19 protein-coding genes are annotated in these 16,254 nt (G+C 64.7%); 8 read left to right on the top strand and 11 right to left on the bottom strand.

Annotated features, from left to right (window positions below; genetic code table 11):
- The first annotated feature begins 28 nt into the window (after positions 1–28).
- Positions 29–1,519 carry a flavin-containing monooxygenase gene (locus AC3A6P_RS33545; RefSeq protein WP_487696713.1) on the top strand — a complete coding sequence of 497 codons (1,491 nt, stop codon included), beginning with the start codon at positions 29–31 and terminating at the stop codon, positions 1,517–1,519.
- A gap of 16 nt (positions 1,520–1,535) precedes the next feature.
- Positions 1,536–1,799, top strand: a complete 264-nt coding sequence (locus tag AC3A6P_RS33540) for a hypothetical protein (protein ID WP_487696712.1) — start codon at positions 1,536–1,538, stop codon at positions 1,797–1,799.
- A 16-nt stretch (positions 1,800–1,815) separates the two neighbouring features.
- On the opposite strand, the gene AC3A6P_RS33535 is transcribed toward AC3A6P_RS33540, so the two are convergent.
- The 8 genes from AC3A6P_RS33535 to AC3A6P_RS33500 are packed head-to-tail and all read right to left on the bottom strand — an operon-like array spanning position 1,816 to position 9,104.
- Complete coding sequence (locus tag AC3A6P_RS33535) at positions 1,816–2,757, bottom strand: sugar kinase (protein ID WP_487696743.1); 942 nt, start codon at positions 2,755–2,757, stop codon at positions 1,816–1,818.
- Positions 2,758–2,777: 20 nt separating this feature from the next.
- Positions 2,778–3,413, bottom strand: a complete 636-nt coding sequence (locus AC3A6P_RS33530; RefSeq protein ID WP_487696711.1) for a bifunctional 4-hydroxy-2-oxoglutarate aldolase/2-dehydro-3-deoxy-phosphogluconate aldolase — start codon at positions 3,411–3,413, stop codon at positions 2,778–2,780.
- Positions 3,410–4,546: a mandelate racemase/muconate lactonizing enzyme family protein gene (locus AC3A6P_RS33525; RefSeq protein ID WP_487696710.1), complete on the bottom strand. Its 1,137-nt coding sequence runs from the start codon at positions 4,544–4,546 to the stop codon at positions 3,410–3,412. The genes AC3A6P_RS33530 and AC3A6P_RS33525 overlap by 4 nt, the downstream gene beginning before the upstream one ends.
- A gap of 32 nt (positions 4,547–4,578) precedes the next feature.
- A complete protein-coding gene (locus tag AC3A6P_RS33520) occupies positions 4,579–6,174 on the bottom strand; it encodes an N-acyl-D-amino-acid deacylase family protein (RefSeq protein WP_487696709.1) in 1,596 nt (531 codons plus the stop codon).
- Position 6,175: 1 nt separating this feature from the next.
- Entirely contained in the window at positions 6,176–6,904 is a 729-nt protein-coding gene (locus tag AC3A6P_RS33515; RefSeq protein WP_487696708.1) for an amino acid ABC transporter ATP-binding protein, read from the bottom strand.
- Positions 6,901–7,611, bottom strand: a complete 711-nt coding sequence (locus AC3A6P_RS33510; protein WP_487696707.1) for an amino acid ABC transporter permease — start codon at positions 7,609–7,611, stop codon at positions 6,901–6,903. The genes AC3A6P_RS33515 and AC3A6P_RS33510 overlap by 4 nt, the downstream gene beginning before the upstream one ends.
- A complete protein-coding gene (locus AC3A6P_RS33505; RefSeq protein WP_487696706.1) occupies positions 7,611–8,273 on the bottom strand; it encodes an amino acid ABC transporter permease in 663 nt (220 codons plus the stop codon). The genes AC3A6P_RS33510 and AC3A6P_RS33505 overlap by 1 nt, the downstream gene beginning before the upstream one ends.
- A 15-nt stretch (positions 8,274–8,288) precedes the next feature.
- Positions 8,289–9,104 carry a transporter substrate-binding domain-containing protein gene (locus tag AC3A6P_RS33500; RefSeq protein WP_487696705.1) on the bottom strand — a complete coding sequence of 272 codons (816 nt, stop codon included), beginning with the start codon at positions 9,102–9,104 and terminating at the stop codon, positions 8,289–8,291.
- Between the two features lie 213 nt (positions 9,105–9,317).
- Between AC3A6P_RS33500 and AC3A6P_RS33495 the strand changes: the two genes are divergently transcribed.
- On the top strand, positions 9,318–10,001 hold the full coding sequence (locus AC3A6P_RS33495; RefSeq protein WP_487696704.1) for a GntR family transcriptional regulator: 684 nt from the start codon (positions 9,318–9,320) through the stop codon (positions 9,999–10,001).
- 30 nt (positions 10,002–10,031) lie between these two features.
- On the opposite strand, the gene AC3A6P_RS33490 is transcribed toward AC3A6P_RS33495, so the two are convergent.
- Positions 10,032–11,240 (bottom strand): TetR/AcrR family transcriptional regulator, encoded by a 1,209-nt coding sequence (locus AC3A6P_RS33490; RefSeq protein WP_487696703.1) that lies wholly within the window; start codon positions 11,238–11,240, stop codon positions 10,032–10,034.
- Positions 11,241–11,366: 126 nt separating this feature from the next.
- On the opposite strand from AC3A6P_RS33490, the gene AC3A6P_RS33485 reads away from it, so the two are divergent.
- Genes AC3A6P_RS33485 through AC3A6P_RS33475 form a run of 3 tightly spaced genes read left to right on the top strand, consistent with a single transcriptional unit; the run spans position 11,367 to position 12,792 of the window.
- A complete protein-coding gene (locus AC3A6P_RS33485; RefSeq protein WP_487696702.1) occupies positions 11,367–11,591 on the top strand; it encodes a hypothetical protein in 225 nt (74 codons plus the stop codon).
- On the top strand, positions 11,588–12,460 hold the full coding sequence (locus tag AC3A6P_RS33480) for an oxygenase MpaB family protein (RefSeq protein ID WP_487696701.1): 873 nt from the start codon (positions 11,588–11,590) through the stop codon (positions 12,458–12,460). The genes AC3A6P_RS33485 and AC3A6P_RS33480 overlap by 4 nt, the downstream gene beginning before the upstream one ends.
- Positions 12,460–12,792 carry a hypothetical protein gene (locus AC3A6P_RS33475; RefSeq protein ID WP_487696700.1) on the top strand — a complete coding sequence of 111 codons (333 nt, stop codon included), beginning with the start codon at positions 12,460–12,462 and terminating at the stop codon, positions 12,790–12,792. Before AC3A6P_RS33480 ends, AC3A6P_RS33475 begins: the two co-directional genes overlap by 1 nt.
- Here the strand turns inward: AC3A6P_RS33475 and AC3A6P_RS33470 are convergent.
- A complete protein-coding gene (locus AC3A6P_RS33470) occupies positions 12,767–13,384 on the bottom strand; it encodes a TetR/AcrR family transcriptional regulator (protein WP_487696699.1) in 618 nt (205 codons plus the stop codon). The two genes, AC3A6P_RS33475 and AC3A6P_RS33470, sit on opposite strands and share 26 nt — an antisense overlap.
- Before the next feature lie 64 nt (positions 13,385–13,448).
- Between AC3A6P_RS33470 and AC3A6P_RS33465 the strand changes: the two genes are divergently transcribed.
- The gene (locus AC3A6P_RS33465) at positions 13,449–14,288 is read left to right on the top strand and encodes an alpha/beta fold hydrolase (protein ID WP_487696698.1); all 840 of its coding nucleotides are present in this window, start codon (positions 13,449–13,451) and stop codon (positions 14,286–14,288) included.
- 89 nt (positions 14,289–14,377) lie between these two features.
- Entirely contained in the window at positions 14,378–15,538 is a 1,161-nt protein-coding gene (locus AC3A6P_RS33460) for an APC family permease (protein ID WP_487696742.1), read from the top strand.
- 31 nt (positions 15,539–15,569) lie between these two features.
- Here the strand turns inward: AC3A6P_RS33460 and AC3A6P_RS33455 are convergent, their stop codons facing one another.
- Entirely contained in the window at positions 15,570–16,229 is a 660-nt protein-coding gene (locus tag AC3A6P_RS33455) for a GntR family transcriptional regulator (protein WP_487696697.1), read from the bottom strand.
- Between the last annotated feature and the right edge of the window lie 25 nt (positions 16,230–16,254).

The following is a 16,254-nucleotide window of genomic DNA, read 5'->3' as shown; positions in this document are numbered from 1 at the left end:
CATGGGTAAGTTGAGGTATCGTCGTCGCATGACCACGGAGCAAGTGGACGTCGTCATCGTCGGCGCCGGTTTCGCGGGGATCGGGGCCGCGATCCAGCTCAAGCGACTCGGGTTCCACGATTTTGTCCTTCTCGACCGCGAGGACGACCTGGGCGGAACGTGGTACGTCAACCACTACCCCGGCCTCGCCGTCGACGTCCCCACCACCACGTACTCGTACTTCTTCGAGCCCAACCCCAACTGGTCACGGCTGTTCTCCACCGGCGCCGAGATCAAGCAGTACGCCGACGACGTCGCCGACAAGTACGACATCCGGCGTCACATCCGGTTCAACACCACCGCCGACGGCGCCCGCTGGGACGACGAGGCCAAGCTGTGGCGCGTCACCCTGGCCGGCGGCGACACGCTGAGCTGCCGGTACCTGATCACCGCCACCGGTTTCCTGTCACAACCGAAGATGCCCGACATCAACGGCATCACCGACTTCACCGGCCGGGTCATCCACACCACCGACTGGGACGACACCTACAACCCCGCCGATGAGCGGATCGCCGTCATCGGCACCGGCGCCACTGCCGTGCAGCTGATCCCCGAACTGGCCAAGAACGCCGCCGACCTCACGGTGTACCAGCGCACCCCCATCTGGGTGGCGCCCAAGCTCGACTTCGCGATCTCCGAGCGCGCCAAGCGAGTGTTCAGCCGGCTGCCCTGGACCCAGCGCGTGATTCGTGCCGTCACCGACACGATCTACGAAGCCATGATCAACATCGGCGTCGTGCACTACCGCGTTCCGCTGTTCCGGCGGCTGAACATCTCCGCGATGGACCTCTGCAAGATCAACCAGTTCGTGCAGATCCGCGACAAGGAACTGCGCCGCAGGCTCACCCCCGACTACGACATCGGCTGCAAGCGACCGACCTTCTCCAACAACTACTTCCGCTCATTCACCAAGCCGCACGTGCACCTGCAGACCGACGGTATCGACCACATCACCGCCGACGGCATCGTGAACAACGACGGCACCAAGACCGAGATCGACACCCTGGTGCTGGCCACCGGATTCGATCTGTGGGAGGCCAACTTCCCGGCCATCGAGATCGTCGGCAGGGACGGGCGCAACCTCGGAAAGTGGTGGCGCGACACCAGGTTCCAGGCCTACCAGGGCGTGTCCATGCCGTACTTCCCGAACTTCCTGAGCCTGGCCAGCCCGTACGCGTTCCTGGGCCTGAACTTCTTCAACACCATGGAATACCAGATGCGGTTGATGGACCGGCTGTTCGGCGAACTGAGACGCCGCGGCGCCACCACCTTCGAAGTCACCGAGGAAGCCAACGCCGCCTACCTGGACCGGATGACGGAATTGCTGGGCGACTCGCTGTGGACGCTGGGCAACTGCGCCTCCTCGCGGTCCTACTATTTCAACCCGCAGGGCGAACCCAGCTTGCTCCGACCGATGTCGACACACGACGCCATCAAAGAAGCCAGTGAATTCCCCCTGACCGATTACCAAATCGCCTGAGCAGAAAGCGGTTACCTTGACCCAGAAGTCACGCTTCCCCAGCTTGGCCGGACTGGCCCTGGCCGCCACCGGTGTCTCGCATTTCGTGAAGCCGCAACTCTTCGAATCGATCACCGCACCGGCGTTCCCGACGAACACCCGTCAGTACATCTACGTCAACGGCGGAATCGAGACCGCGATCGGCCTCGGACTGCTCAGCGCGAGGACCCGGAAGCTGGCCCTGGCCGGCGGCCTGGGGTACGTGCTGTATCTCGGCGTCAACGGGGTACGCAACCGCTAGACGCCCAGCGTCTGCGTCAACGGCTGACGGGATCGCCATCGACGCCGGACAACCGGAGAAGATCGCTCCGGGTAGGCGCGGCCTCCCAGTCACCGAGGCCGGTGCACGCCAAAGCGCCGCACGCTGAAGCAGTTTCCAGACATTGTTGGATGTCGGCGCCGCGGACCATGTCGGCCAGCCAGCCCGCGACGAAGGCGTCGCCCGCGCCTACCGTATCGGCCACTGCTATCCGATGGGCCTCCCGCAGTACGATTCCGCTGCGGGAGGCGGCGGCCGCGCCCATGGCTCCCCGCTTGATGGCCACTCGATCAACACCGAGTGCGAGCAGGCCGTCGACCTGCCTCCGCAGGTCCGTCTCGCCTGTCACCAGCGCCGCCTCGTCCTCGCCGGCGAACACGATATCGGCGCGCTGGGCCAGGTCGCGGTAGGTGCTTGCCGCTTCACCGCTGTCGGCCCACAGACTGGCACGGTGATTGACGTCAAACGAAACGACGCGACCGGCCTTCTTTGCGTAATCGATGGCCATATGGAGAGTCGCAAGTGGACGTTCGCCCAGAGCTGCTGTGATGCCTGTGATGTGGAGGATCCGGCCCCGCTCGATAATTCCGAGCGGGAGATCTTCGGGCCGCAGATGACTCCCTGCCTGATTCCTGCGGTAGTAGGTGACCCGGCTGGCGCCGGGCCGTGGGCGCTCCTTGAGCATCAGAGCGGTTGCAGCCTCGTCATCCACGACCGCGACCGTCTCCACCATTTCCGCACGAAGCTCCCGCACGATGAGTTGGCCGAGCGGGTCCGCACCCACCCGACCGATCCACAGGGCGGAACCACCCAGTCGCGCCACGCCTATGGCCACATTGCTCTCGGCGCCACCGAAACCCAGCTGCAGATCTCGCACGTGCCGTAGGCTGCCCACCCGACCCGCGGTGAGCAATCCCAGACTCTCCCCTACCGTGACCACATCGACGGGTTCGCCGGCCGTCACTGCGGCCGCACCGACTCAGCCGCGGCCACGGCCGCCCGGCACGCATTCGCCACCGCCGCCGCACCTCCGTACGCGACGGCACCGATCCAACTCCCCGCGACGGCGAAAACATTTGGTAATACGAGAAATTCCGAGATATCGGTCTGCCGGATCCCACCGGAAGGCATGAACTGCATGCCGGGATAGACCTCCGCGAAGGCACTCAAGCAGGCGGCTGCGTTCAGCGCACCAGCGGGGAAGAGCTTGACGTGGTTGCACCCAAGGCGCGCCGCAGCCTGGACCTCCGACGGCGTGAGCACGCCTGGGATGATCGGGATACCGGTGTCGCAAACGTGGCGCACCACATCGGAATCGAGTCCCGGTGTCACAATGAATCGCGCTCCGGCATCGATCGCCTCGTCCGCCTGAGCGACCGTCAGCACCGTTCCAGCGCCGACCAAGACGTCACCGCGCGCCGCGAGCCGCCGTATCGCGCTGATGCCGTACTGACCTCGCAGTGCCACTTCACCCACGGGCAGCCCGCCGTCGACCAGCCCGTCGCCGATGACATCGACGTCCTTCATGGCGCGCACGGTGAGAAGCGGAACCACAGGATGGGTGAACAAGGTCTGAACAGATTCGGCCGCACTCATGCTGCCCGCGCGAAGGCCGGGTTCGTGCCGTAAGCCGCCAAAGCGTCAGGATTCAGTGTCACCCCGAGCCCGGGGGTTCCAGGAACAACCAACATCCCGTCGGTGTCCAGAGACCAGCCGCCTGCCACCAGTTCGTCGATGTACGCGGATCCGGTCTTGTACTCCACGAAATCGGTGGCGGCAAGTGCGGAGGCAAGCTGCAGGTCGGCCGCCAAACCCACTCCGGTGTTCCATCCGTGCGGGATCAGGCGGATGCCGTGATCTTGTGCCGCCCAACCGATTCGCCGTGATTCACTCAAGCCACCTCCTTTGGTGGTGTCCGGCTGCACGATATCGAACGCTCCTGCGGTGATGTATGGCGCGAATGTCTGCCGCCGGGTGAGGACCTCGCCACCGCTGATCGGGATCTTCGAGTGTGCTCGCAACGCCACGAATCCGTCGACGTCATCGGGGGCCAGAGCCTCCTCGAACCAGGCCACGTCATACGCAGCGAGCATGTCTGCCGTGCGTTTCGCCCAGGACAACCCACCGGGAAAGAACGCCTCCGAGCCGCCCGCGTCAACAGCCAGCAGCCGGTCACCCACCGCCTCACGAGCTGCCGCAACGGTGCGCTCGTCTGTGGCGCTGTCGACGCGGCCGAACTTCCACCAGCCGATCTTGAACGCGGTGAAGCCCTCAGCGACAAGCGATCTCAGGTTCTCGGTCATGACCTGCGTTTCATCCATCAGGACGGAAGCGTACGGACGGACTCGCTCTCGGTAGCGCCCTCCCAACAAGCGGCCGACCGGCTGATCCAACGCCTGACCGGCGAGGTCCCACAGTGCAATGTCGATGGCGCTGGTCGCGTGGGTCAAGGCACCGCCACGGCCCATCCAGAAGGCACTCTGGTGCAGCGTCTCTGTGAGCCGCTCCACCTCCAGCGCATCCTGTCCGATGAGATGCGGGCGCAGCAGATCGAGGGCTGCACGGACCAGGCCTTCGGCGGTGAATGCACTACCGATACCGACCTGGCCTGAATCGGTGTGTACGGCAACGAGGGTGTGGACGACATCGTCGGGACGCAGCTCGTTCGACCAACCGCCCTCCGGTGTGGCCCCACGCAGTCCGCATGTCTCGATTCGTGTGATCTTCATGTCTAGGTGTTCCTCCTTGTTGTTTGTGACTGTCAGCGCAGCATTTGGCCGGGCAGACGCCCGGTGTGCCGGGCACCCGATATGACCCCGACCCCGTTGACCCAGACGTATCGAGCGGCGTCGGCGTACTCATGTGGCATCGCCCAGGTATCCGTCTGCGACAGAACCTTTGGATCGAACACCACCACGTCGGCGCGGTAGTTCTGACGCAGATACCCGCGGTCGCGAATCCCGAAGTGGTCTGCCACCATGCCGGTCATCTTGCAGATTGCACTCTCCAAAGACAGTGTTCCCGCAGGCACATGGTGGGCGAGGTAATGCATGTGCCCGTAGTAGAAGAGCGGATCTCGGGTACGTGCGTGCAGCGGACCCTGACGGCATGCCGTGAAGGCGTCGACCCCGAGCAAGAAGTGATCGTGCGCGATGGCCTCCGTGAGGTGATCCTCGGTGAACAACAACCCGAGAAGCTGCACGCCACCAAGGTCAGACCCGGCGGCGGCGAGAATGTCGAACAGACAGTCCCATTCGTCGCGGCCGTGCAACTCGGCGATACGAGGGAACGGAAGCCCTTCCCACTCGGGGTGGGTGGCGGACACGCCCAGCCGCACCCTCTCCCACTGACCACGATGGACGAATCGCCAGTAGCGATCGCAGTCCTGTCGGACTCGAGCACGGACTTCGCTGTCATTGAGCAATTCAGCGGCTTCCGCGGCGGGGCGCTTCAAGAGCCAACCAGGCAGCAGACCCGCGGCCATGCCGATTCCGTGCGGATAAGGGGTCATGTCGGCGAGCACATCGGTACCGCGGCGCCTCTCATCGACCACCCGCTGCGTCACCTGTTCCCAGGCACCGGTCCGCGCACCGGTGTCGTACCGCACGTTCAGGTGCGAGAGCTGAGCCCGAATTCCGGCGCGGTTCACCACGTCGAAGAATTCGTCGACAGCTGCGCTCAGACCAGCGTCACGATTACGAATGTGGCTGGCGTACATGCCGCCTCGTCGGCCCGCAACACTGGCAAGATCGACGAGTTCTGCTGTGTCAGCGAACCGTCCGTCGCCGTATTCGAGACCACTGGTGAACCCGATCGCTCCTGAGTCCATGGCCTCCTCCAGAAGCCTGATCTTCTCCCGATCCTCGTCTTTTCCGTGTCTGTTCGCGTTGGATCTGGCTGCCGCCCGGATCGCGGTGTGCCCGACAAACCACATGAGGTTTTGGGCCGTTCCGCCGGAGTGCACCCTGTGCAGCAGGTCACCGAAACTGCGCCAGTCGACCGGCCCCTCAAACCCCAGAGCCCCCAGAGCGTTCTGCGCCGGTTCGACATCGTCGTCGCCCAGTGGGGCGTAGGTGACACCGCAGTTGCCCACCACCTCAGTGGTGACGCCCTGGTGAACCGTGCTGTAAGCCTCCCGGTTGCCCAGAACCGACCAATCACTATGGCTGTGCGGATCGATGAGCCCTGGAGTGACAATCATCCCCGTGGCATCCACCGTGTGCGCAGCCTGGACCTCGGTGTTCAGGCCAAGGTAGGCGATGCGGTCGCCATTGATTCCGATGTCGCAGCGTGTGGCAGGGGCACCTGTGCCATCGATGAGGTCGGCGCCGACGATCAACGTATCGAGTGCGGGCATCTCACAAGACCTTGCTGAGGAACTCTATGGTTCTCGGGTTCTGAGGAGAAGTGAAAAGGACTCCGGGGTCCGCTATTTCGATGACACTACCCTTGTCCATGTAGATCACGCGGTCGGCTACTTCCCGGGCGAAACCCATCTCGTGGGTTACCACCACCATGGTCATGCCGTCGGCGGCAAGTGCCTTCATGACGGCCAACACTTCGCCTACGATTTCGGGATCGAGCGCTGATGTCGGTTCGTCGAACAGCATGATCTTCGGGTCCATGGCGAGTGCCCGGGCGATGGCCACGCGCTGCTTCTGGCCGCCGGACAGAGAATCCGGGTACACCTCGGCTTTGTCCGTCAAACCGACCCGGCCCAGCAAGCTGCGGGCCCGTTCGTCAGACACCGCTTTGGTGCGCTTGAGCACTCGCTGCTGCGCCAGCGAAACGTTGTTCAGAACTGTCATGTGGGGGAACAAGTTGAAATGCTGGAACACCATGCCCACATCGCGACGGACGACCGCCAGATCAGCCGTGTTCTCCTGCGGACCCAGAGTATGGCCGTTGATGACGATACTGCCGTGCGACGGACGTTCCAGACCGTTCATACACCGCAGGAGTGTGCTCTTGCCCGACCCCGAGGCGCCGATGATGCACACCACCTCGCGTTCGGCGACCTCACACGAAACCCCGTGCAACACCTCGGTTTCTCCATAGCTCAGCCGGAGATTCTCGATCTGGATCATTTCTTGGCTCCTATGGTGAGTGCGGTGAGCGCGTCACCGACTTTGGGCGCGGGCACGCGAGCGCCGAGACGCAACTCGTACCGCCTGGCCAATGCCGATAGAACGAAGCAGATGACGAAGTAGAAGGCCCCGACAACGGCGTAGGCGAGAATCGGGTCAGCCGTCTGAGAGCTCACAATGTTTCCTGCGCGGGTCAACTCGATCAGACCGATCACCGCAACCAGCGAACTGTCTTTGATGAGGACTACGAGGAAACCCACACCGGGCGGCACGATCAGGCGCACAGCCTGGGGCAGGACTATCCAGCGCATCCGCTCGACGTAGGGCATTCCGAGCGCTTCAGCCGCCTCGAATTGGCCGCGCGGCACCGCTTGGATACTTCCTCGGACGAGTTCGCCGATGTAGGCCGATGCGAACAGCGACAGCGCGATCACTCCCGCCCAGTACTCCGGGAGGCTGGTTCCCGGGGCCAGCAGCGGTATTCCAAAGTAAACAAAGAAGATGATCAACAACACCGGGATGCCGCGGATGACGCCGACATAGACGCCGCTGACCCAGCGCAGCGGGCGCACGGTTCCGGTGGACATCAGCCCGATCACAAGGCCTAGCACGGTCCCGAACAACACGGACAAGACACAGATCTGCACTGTCACAAGTGCTCCGTGCAAGATCAGCGACATGTGTTGCCAGCCGAACGCTTCGAACATCACGCCACCTTCCATTTGATGAATTTGGTTTCAATGACCCGCGAGACGGTTGCGACGAGGAAAGCGACACTGAAATACAGCAGGCCCCCGACCGTGAACGTCTCGATCGTCCGGAATGTGGTCGACGTGATCCCCAACATGGCATGCATGAGATCGGGAAGGGCGACGACAGAGGTGACCGATGACGCCAGGAACAGCAGAATGGTCTGATTCGTGATGGCCGGCAGGACATTTCGCATCGCCGGCGGAAACAGCACGCGCCAGAACGTGTCCCGGGGGTTCAAACCCAACGCCGCTCCGGCTTCGCGGAGGCCGTTCGGCACAGATTCGAAGCCCGCGCGATAGATCTCGGCCATGTACGCCGCGTTGTTGATCGTCAGTGCCACGATGCCCGCCGCGACCGGTTCCAGATTGACACCGGCCTGGGGTAGGGCGAAGTACACAAGATAGAGCTGCAACAACAACGGGGTGTTCCGGATGATCTCGATATACGTACCTGCCGCTGCCCGCAAGGCTCGCATACCGGACGTCCGGCCCGCGTAGAGGAGGATTCCGAGGGCACCGCCGGCGACCGCGGCGGCAAGGCTGACCACGAGGCTGATCAGCAGCCCCTTCAGGAGTGGGCCGAGGTACGGAACAATATCGCCGTAGTAGATCTGCATGATGGTCGACCAGAGCTACTTGATCAGGTCGGGAACGTCCATGCCGAGCCACCTGTTGTATGACTCGTTTGCAGCGTCGCTGATGTTGTAGTTCAAGATGAAGTTGTTCAGGTAGTTCAGCCAAACCTGGTCGCCCATCTTGACGCCGAACGACACGAGCGACGGGGACAGCGCGGGCGCCTCCAACACCCGCACGGCGTCACCCTCGCTGTCACGGATGTCGGCGACAACCGCCGTGCTCTCCATCAATGCGTCCACCTTGCCGCTGCGCAGCGCTTGGATCGAATCAGCCACGGCATCAAAGAGACTGGCATTGGCTTGCGGGAATCGCGTTTCGAGGATCGTCGCTGGAACACTGCCACGAGTGGCCGCGACGTTGCGGCCGATTAGGTCGTCGTAGGTGCGGATATCGCTGTCCGCGGGTACTACGACAAGCTGGCCTTCCGAGGCATAGGGCCGCGTCATTGCAACAACCTGGGCGCGCTCGTCGAGGTTGGTCAACGCGGCGATGATCACGTCGACCTTGGCAGTCTCCAGCATGGGTATACGGCTGGCGTTGGTGGTACTGACGAACTCCACCTCTGCACCCAGCGAATCCGCCAGAGCACGAGCCTTGTCGATGTCGAAACCCTCGTACTGGCCCGAACTGTTCATCACGCCGTATGGCGGCGCATCCGCGAAAACCCCGACAACGATCTTCTTGGACTCGAGAATTTTCGTGAGCGTGCTCGGGCCTGTTGCCGCCCCGCCAGTTTGGCCGGCCGACGTACAGCCTGATGCCAGCACCACCGCCGCTAGCGCGGCGATCGCATTGCGAATGCCTTTACGCATGGTTTTCCTCTGATTCATTGAGTGGCTGCGACTCATCCGTCGCGCCAGATGGCGGTGATACCCGCGCGCCGGCCGCCCCGGCGTGATTGCAGATTATTTACAATCTATGATCTGTGCAACCCCTGAGTCGAAAATCGCTTCGCGATCCGACTCGGCGGTTCGTGTTGCCTAGGATTGAGAATGCGCCGGCCAGGCGCGGAGGGAGACAGTCACATGACCCACGCCGCAGAGGGCTTGTCTGTGGCCGCACCAGGCATGATCGCCCCTTCACGACGTCACCAGATCGCAGACTGGCTCCGGGAGGAGATCGTCAAAGGCGCTCTGGCACCTGGGGCGCAACTCAAGCAGGACATCCTCGCGGCCCATCTCCGAACCAGCCCCGGGCCGGTCCGAGAGGCGTTGAGGCAGCTCGAAAGTGAAGGGCTCGTCCAGCACATTCCGAATCGCGGCGCCTTCGTCGGCTCTGTCAGTGCGGACGAACTACTCGGTGTGCTGCTGCCAGTGCGTTTGGCGATCGAGTCCTTCGCTATTGACAAGGTCAGCGACAATCCGGAGACGCTGGCCGAATTGGAGCGTCTGGTGGGGTTGATGAACACCGCCGCCGCCGCCGATGACCTCGATCAGCTCAACGAGCTCGATGTGTGCTTCCACGAGACGATTGTTCGAAGTGCACATTCCGAACACGCACTGCAACTCTGGGCGAACGTACAGCCTCGAATTCGGATGCAGATCCATCGCCTGGCTAGGCGCCACAGCAGCCCCTTCGCCATTCCCGAGGAACACCGCGTACTGCTTGCTTCGATCCGCGATGACGACCCAGAACAGCGACGAGTGGCGTTGGATGACCACATCGTAGCCAGCGCGCGGAACCTACTTGCCTGCGAACACTCCGACTAACCCTGTGCACGAGACGATCACACGCAACCGCTAGACGCCCAGCGTCTGCGTCATCAACCGGCACACACCGGCCTGAACCCGCGCCGAGTCGTCGTAGGACACCAGCCGGCCCACGTCGATCACCAGCGCCATGGCGGCGTGCACGGCGAATCTGGCATGCGATGAGCAGATGTCCGGCCTTGCCGCGCAGAGCAATTGGACCCAGGTGTTGACGGTGGCCCGCTGCACGTCGCGCAGCACGGTCTGATCGGAATCAGGCAGGTTCAGCCGCTCGGTGTAATACACATAACCCAGTTCGGGATTGGCGAACGAACTGGCCACGTACGCGGCGACCAAGCTGTGCAGCGCTGCACCGGGGTCGGTGTCATGAGCCGACACCGCCGCCGACAGATCCTGGGCCACCCTGTCGGCGGCGCGCCGGAACACCGCGGTGAGGATGTCGCGTTTACCCGAGAAGTACCGGTAGATGCCCGATGTCGGGATGCCCGCGGCGGCTGCGATCTCGCCCATGGTGGTCTCCCGGTAACCCTGTTTGTTGAACAGGCTCAGCGAGTGATGCAGCAGCAACTCGAAACGGCCACCCGCTCCGGTGACCGACAGCGCGTCGGGCGGGGCCGGCGCATCCCCCGGCACGGCCAGGATCGTGCTCGTCACCGAAGTGGCCAGTCCCACCAGCAGGGCCCGCATCTCGTCGGCGTCGAGTCTGGCGCGGTGGTCGACCACGCTGCCGATCACACTCATCGCGGACGTCGAGAGCATCCAGCGTTCGCTGGACGTCAGTTCGGGCCGCAGGAGCAGCAGTGGCCGCTGGATCCGGCGATTGACCACTTGCAACCCCGCCATCAGGGCCGTCCGGTCGTCGCCGCGCAGGTACCTCCACTCCCAGCGGTACAGACCGCCGGAGGCACGGTTGACGATCGCCGTATCCGCCAGGGCGGCGAAGATCTGGGCCAGTTGGTCCGCCGGTGGGGTGCCCGTGAGCTCGTCGGCAAAGGCGGTGGCGTCCACGAGCTGCTGGCCGAGCGCCAGCGCCGCCTCGCGGAACAGATCGTATTTTCCGCTGTAGTGCCGGTACAACGCCGTGGCGGTGATACCGACCTGCGCGGCGATTTCATCCATGCCCACCGCGTGATAGCCGTGCGCGCTGAACGCCTCGGCGGCCGCGCGCGCGATCTGCGCTTTGCGGTCCTTGGGTCGGCGGCGGATGTCCTCGCCGATGCCGGTCCGTCTGCTGGGCACGTTCCCACGATAATGGGCGGGCACCGCAGTTTTCGGGCGAAACCGCACCACAAGGGGCAGAATCACCGTTAACATAGCGCATCGGGAGCGGGTCGGGGGACCCGCGCCATCCGGAAAGGAGGGCGCATGCTGGAAAAGCTCCGGTCGGTGCTGAGCCACCAGTTCACCATCGCCGAACTCATCGGCCTGGGGATCATCCTGGGTACGCCGTACCTGGTGATCGGGACCATCTGGTCCATCACCCACACCGAGCACCTGACCCAATTGCAGGGCACCGATCTCGTCGTCTCGTTCCTGGGATCAATCGTGTCCTGGCCGGTACTCATCTTCTCGAATGTGTGCATGACATGACGGTGCTGACCACCGATCAGACCCGCATCCGAATCACACGGCGCACCGCACGCTGGGATGACCGGGAGGTCACCGTTGCCGAGGCGATGGATTTCTGGTCGTTCGCAGCCGGGGCCGCCAATGTCGTCATGCAATTGTCCCGGCCGGAGGTGGGCCACGGCGTCGCCGAGTCCCAGGTGATATCAGGCAGCCTGATGCACCACCCGTGGAAGCGCGCACGCACCACGTTCAGCTACCTGGCGGTGGCGATCATGGGCACCGACGATGACCGGCGCGCCTACCGCGAGGCCGTCGACGGCGCTCACCGGCAGGTGCGCTCGACACCGCAGAGCCCGGTGCGCTACAACGCTTTTGACCGTGACCTGCAGATGTGGGTGGCCGCCTGCCTCTACGTCGGCCTGGAAGACACCTATCAGCTGCTGCGGGGCGCACTGACACCCGAACAGGCGGAGACCTTCTACCGCTCCGGATTCACCCTTGGCACCACGTTGCAGGTCACCGAAGATCAATGGCCGGCCACGCGTGCCGAATTCGATGACTACTGGAACACCGCATGCGCCCGGGTGGCGATGGACGACACGGTGCGCGGCTACCTGCAGGACCTCCTGGGACTCCGGATGGTCAGCTGGGCCCTTCGACCGGGATCCGTTCCGCTGCTTCGCTTTCTGACCACCGGATTCCTGGCTCCGGTGTTCCGCGATGCACTGGGGGTCCGGTGGAGTGCCGCGCAGCAGAGACGTTTCGAATGGCTGTTCCTGATGGTGGCGTTCGTCAACAGGTTCATCCCTCAGTTCATCCGGCAAGGGGGCAGTTACGTGCTGCTATGGGATATCCGCAGGCGCATCCGGCGCGGAAGGCGGCTGATCTGATGAACGGTGAGCTGACCACTCGGCGACTGCTCGCGATGATCGCAGCGGCCGCGGTTGTCCTCATCGGCTTCCTGGGCATGTGGTGGCCGGTCTACCTGTCGGACTTCGATCAGTACGGGATCCAGATCGATTGCGGCTCAGGTTTTGTCAGCGATCTGTCCCATGCGCAACGAACGTCGGCGCCGCTGGCCGAAGACTGTGATACCGCACTGGCGGTCCGGCGTGCCTGGTCGATTCCGCTGATGGTGGGAGGTTCTGGCGTGTTGATCGCGCTGGCGTTGCGCGGCACCACAGTGGCCCGGCCGGTCAGTTCGGCGCCGCCAAGCCCGTGATCACGCGGTCGCAGACCAGATACATCTCCTCGCGGGCCTGCTGCGGATCCTCGGCGCGCGACACGTAGAGCGCGGCCTCGTCCAGTGCGCCGAGCAGTACGTGCGCACTGGCCCGCAGCGGCTGCTCCGGAATGGCCCCTTCGGCCACGGCCTGCGCCAGCATGGCTTCGATGACGCCCAGCCCGTACCTGGCGCCCATCGCACGCCACTGCTCCCACCCCAGCACCGTCGGCGCGTCCACCAACACGATCTGCTGTACATCCGGGGCCGAGCACAGGTCCAGGAACAACCGGGCTCCCAGGCGCATCGCCGCGACGGTGTCCGGGGGACCGTCCTCGGCGATGCGGGCGGCCACCGCCGCCACCAGCTCGGCTTCCACCTCCTCGTACACCGCGGTGAACAGCTCGGCCTTGTCGGCGAACTGATGGTAGAGCGCCCCGCGGGTCACACCGGCGGCCTCGACGATCGCCTGTGTGGAGACGTCATTGAAACCGCTGCGCGTGAACAGCTTTCGTGCGGCTTCGAGCAGCGCGGTGCGGGTGGCGGCAGTGCGCTCGGCTTGCGTGCGGCGCACCGGAGGGTTGACTTTCATACAGCTAGTACGTAACTTTCATACTCAGTGTTCGTAAGTTGCGGACTGCGAAAGGGTATCCGACATGCCGTACCTCACGCTCCCCCACACCACAATCGAGTACACCGAGGCCGGGCCCGCGGATTCGCCTCATCCGCCGGTGGTCTTCGTCCACGGCATGCTGGTGGACCACCGGCTGTGGTCCACGGTGGCCCAGCGGCTGGCTGACCAGGGATTTCGCTGTATCTTGCCGGATCTGCCCTTGGGTTCACACACCGTGCCGGTGACCGACCGCACCCGGCAATCCCCCACCGGCGTGGCCGAGACCCTCAACGATTTCCTGGCCGCGCTGGACCTGCGCGATGTCACCCTCGTCGGTAATGACACCGGCGGCGGACTGTGCCAGTTCCTCATCGACGCCCATCCCGAACGGATCGGCCGGCTGGTGCTCACGAATTGCGACGCATTCGACAAGTTCCCGCCGTTCCCGTTCAACGCGGTGTTCGCCGTTCTACGCGGCCCTGTCTCCATCAAGCTTCTGTTCACGGCTTTGCGGCTCAAGGCATTACGGCACTCCCCTCTTGGCTTCGGACTGCTCGCGGATGCGGATCCGGCGCTGACCGCCTCGTGGTTGACCCCCGCGCGCGACGACGCCCGCATCGCCGGCGATCTGGCCGCGATGCTACGCAACGTCGCAGGCACCGACTTGACCGGCGTGGCACCGCGACTGGGCCGCTTCACCAAACCCGTCACGCTGGTGTGGGGTACCGCAGACCGCTGTTTCACCCCCGCGCTGGGACGACGGTTGGCCGCGCTGTTCCCCCACGGGCGCTTCCTCGAGGTGCCCGGCGCCCGAACCTTCGTCCCGATCGAGAACCCGGCGGCGGTGGTCGACGCGATCGTCACGGTCGGCGCCACTCGGTGATCACCTGAGCGTGCTATGAGTGGGCGGTGAGTGCACCGCTGTCTCGTCGGCTCGGCCTGACCGACGCCGTCACCATCGGACTCGGATCGATGATCGGCGCGGGAGTTTTCGCCGCGTTCGCTCCGGCCGCAGCCGCAGCCGGGTCGTGGCTGCTCGCAGGACTGGCCCTGGCCGGGGTGGTGGCGTACTGCAATGCGAGTTCGTCGGCCCGGTTGGCAGCGCTGTATCCGGCATCCGGCGGCACCTACGTGTACGGCCGCGAGCGGCTGGGCCCGTTCTGGGGGTACCTGGCCGGATGGTCGTTCGTGGTGGGCAAGACCGCGTCGTGTGCGGCGATGGCCATGACGGTCGGCTTCTATGTGTGGCCCGCGCAGGCCCATCTGGTCGCCGTGGCGGCCGTGGTGGGGCTGACCGTGCTGAACTGTTTCGGGGTTCAGCGTTCGGCGCTGCTGACCCGGGTGATCGTGGCCGTGGTCCTGGCGGTGCTGGCAGCCGTGGTGGCGGGTATCGCGCTGTCCGGATCAACCCGTCACCCGGTCTTCGACACCGGCGACAGCACAACACTTTTCGGTGTGCTGCAAGCGGCGGGCCTGCTGTTCTTCGCGTTCGCCGGCTATGCGCGGATCGCCACGCTGGGTGAAGAGGTGCGCGATCCGGCACGCACCATTCCGCGGGCGATCCCGCTGGCGCTGGGTATCACCTTGGCGGTGTACGTCGCGGTGGCGGTGGCGGTGCTGTCGGCGCTGGGCAGCGACGGCCTGGCCTCGACAACCGCGCCCATCGCCGAGGCGGTGAGCGCCGCGGGCCTGGACTGGCTGGCGCCGGTGGTGCGGGTGGGTGCGGCGCTGGCGGCATCGGGCGCGCTCCTGGCGCTGATCCTCGGCGTTTCCCGCACCACGCTGGCGATGGCTCGCGACCGCCACCTGCCGGCACTGCTGGCGACGGTGCACTCCTCAGGTGTGCCCCGCCATGCCGAGATCGCCGTCGGCGCCGTGGTGGCGGTGTTGGCAGCGACGGCCGATCTGCGTGGCGCCATCGGCTTTTCGTCATTCGGGGTGTTGGTGTACTACGCCATCGCCAACTGTTCGGCCTTCACTCTCGGGCGCCGGTTCATCCCCGTGGTGGGGCTGGTGGGCTGCCTGGTGCTGGCGGTCACCCTGCCCTGGGCCTCGGTCGTCACCGGCGCGGCGGTCCTGGCCGTCGGCGCCCTGCTCTACTACCTGCGATTTCGGCGCGCTGGTAACCGCTGAGCGGTTACCAGCGCGCCGAAATCCCTCGGACTCAGGCGACCAGCACGCCCGCGGCGCCCGCCATGTGGCTGGCGACGGTGGATGCGGCCAAGTCGGCATCGCCGGCCTCGATGGCGTCGACGATGTCCATGTGCCGCTTGGCGTCCATGTTCTTGATGGCCCGGTCCACGCCGGCGAACATGATCGACATCCGGATGCTGCCTTCCAGTGACGTCCACTGGTGCAACAGCGTCTCGTTGCCGGTGAGCTGGCACATGGTGCGGTGGAAGCGCAGGTCCGCCTCGATCCGGTCTTCCAGATTCGAGGCGGCCCAGCGGTCCATGTCCTCCACCGCAGCACGCAACAGTTTGACGAACTCACCACGCTCAGGGGACTCGGAGAGTTCCCGTGCGGCCAGCGATTCGAGCGCGGCGCGGACGTTGAAGATGTCGCGGATCTCCTTGGCGTCCAGGTGCCGCACCGACAGCCGGCCCCGCGCACCCGCCGAGATCAGTCCCTCCTGCTGGAGCTGACGCATCGCCTCACGCAAGGTGCCGCGGCTGATCTGCAACTTCTCCGACAGATCGGTTTCCACCAGGTGGGTGCCCGGCGGCAGTTGGCCGGTGGTGATGGCTCTGCGCAGTGCAGTCAGCGCCTGTTGGCGCAGACTCGTTTTCTCCAGCCGCAGCAGCGACGTCGTATCCACGGACATCGGCCGCTCCCGGTTCGTATGTATA

It is taken from the genome of Mycobacterium sp. Soil_C_30 (assembly GCF_057656995.1).
Note: the sequence above shows the minus strand (reverse complement) of the source record. Positions and strands in the feature narration are given on the sequence as shown.

Bases quoted from the DNA above. Each gene is read 5' to 3' on its own strand.
- AC3A6P_RS33545 (WP_487696713.1), top strand. From the start codon at position 29: ATGACCACGGAGCAAGTGGACGTCGTCATCGTCGGCGCCGGTTTCGCG.
- AC3A6P_RS33530 (WP_487696711.1), bottom strand. From the start codon at position 3,413: ATGAGTGCGGCCGAATCTGTTCAGACCTTGTTCACCCATCCTGTGGTT.
- AC3A6P_RS33525 (WP_487696710.1), bottom strand. From the start codon at position 4,546: ATGAAGATCACACGAATCGAGACATGCGGACTGCGTGGGGCCACACCG.
- AC3A6P_RS33520 (WP_487696709.1), bottom strand. From the start codon at position 6,174: ATGCCCGCACTCGATACGTTGATCGTCGGCGCCGACCTCATCGATGGC.
- AC3A6P_RS33515 (WP_487696708.1), bottom strand. From the start codon at position 6,904: ATGATCCAGATCGAGAATCTCCGGCTGAGCTATGGAGAAACCGAGGTG.
- AC3A6P_RS33510 (WP_487696707.1), bottom strand. From the start codon at position 7,611: ATGTTCGAAGCGTTCGGCTGGCAACACATGTCGCTGATCTTGCACGGA.
- AC3A6P_RS33505 (WP_487696706.1), bottom strand. From the start codon at position 8,273: ATGCAGATCTACTACGGCGATATTGTTCCGTACCTCGGCCCACTCCTG.
- AC3A6P_RS33500 (WP_487696705.1), bottom strand. From the start codon at position 9,104: ATGCGTAAAGGCATTCGCAATGCGATCGCCGCGCTAGCGGCGGTGGTG.
- AC3A6P_RS33495 (WP_487696704.1), top strand. From the start codon at position 9,318: ATGACCCACGCCGCAGAGGGCTTGTCTGTGGCCGCACCAGGCATGATC.
- AC3A6P_RS33485 (WP_487696702.1), top strand. From the start codon at position 11,367: ATGCTGGAAAAGCTCCGGTCGGTGCTGAGCCACCAGTTCACCATCGCC.
- AC3A6P_RS33480 (WP_487696701.1), top strand. From the start codon at position 11,588: ATGACGGTGCTGACCACCGATCAGACCCGCATCCGAATCACACGGCGC.
- AC3A6P_RS33475 (WP_487696700.1), top strand. From the start codon at position 12,460: ATGAACGGTGAGCTGACCACTCGGCGACTGCTCGCGATGATCGCAGCG.
- AC3A6P_RS33470 (WP_487696699.1), bottom strand. From the start codon at position 13,384: ATGAAAGTCAACCCTCCGGTGCGCCGCACGCAAGCCGAGCGCACTGCC.
- AC3A6P_RS33465 (WP_487696698.1), top strand. From the start codon at position 13,449: ATGCCGTACCTCACGCTCCCCCACACCACAATCGAGTACACCGAGGCC.
- AC3A6P_RS33460 (WP_487696742.1), top strand. From the start codon at position 14,378: ATGATCGGCGCGGGAGTTTTCGCCGCGTTCGCTCCGGCCGCAGCCGCA.
- AC3A6P_RS33455 (WP_487696697.1), bottom strand. From the start codon at position 16,229: ATGTCCGTGGATACGACGTCGCTGCTGCGGCTGGAGAAAACGAGTCTG.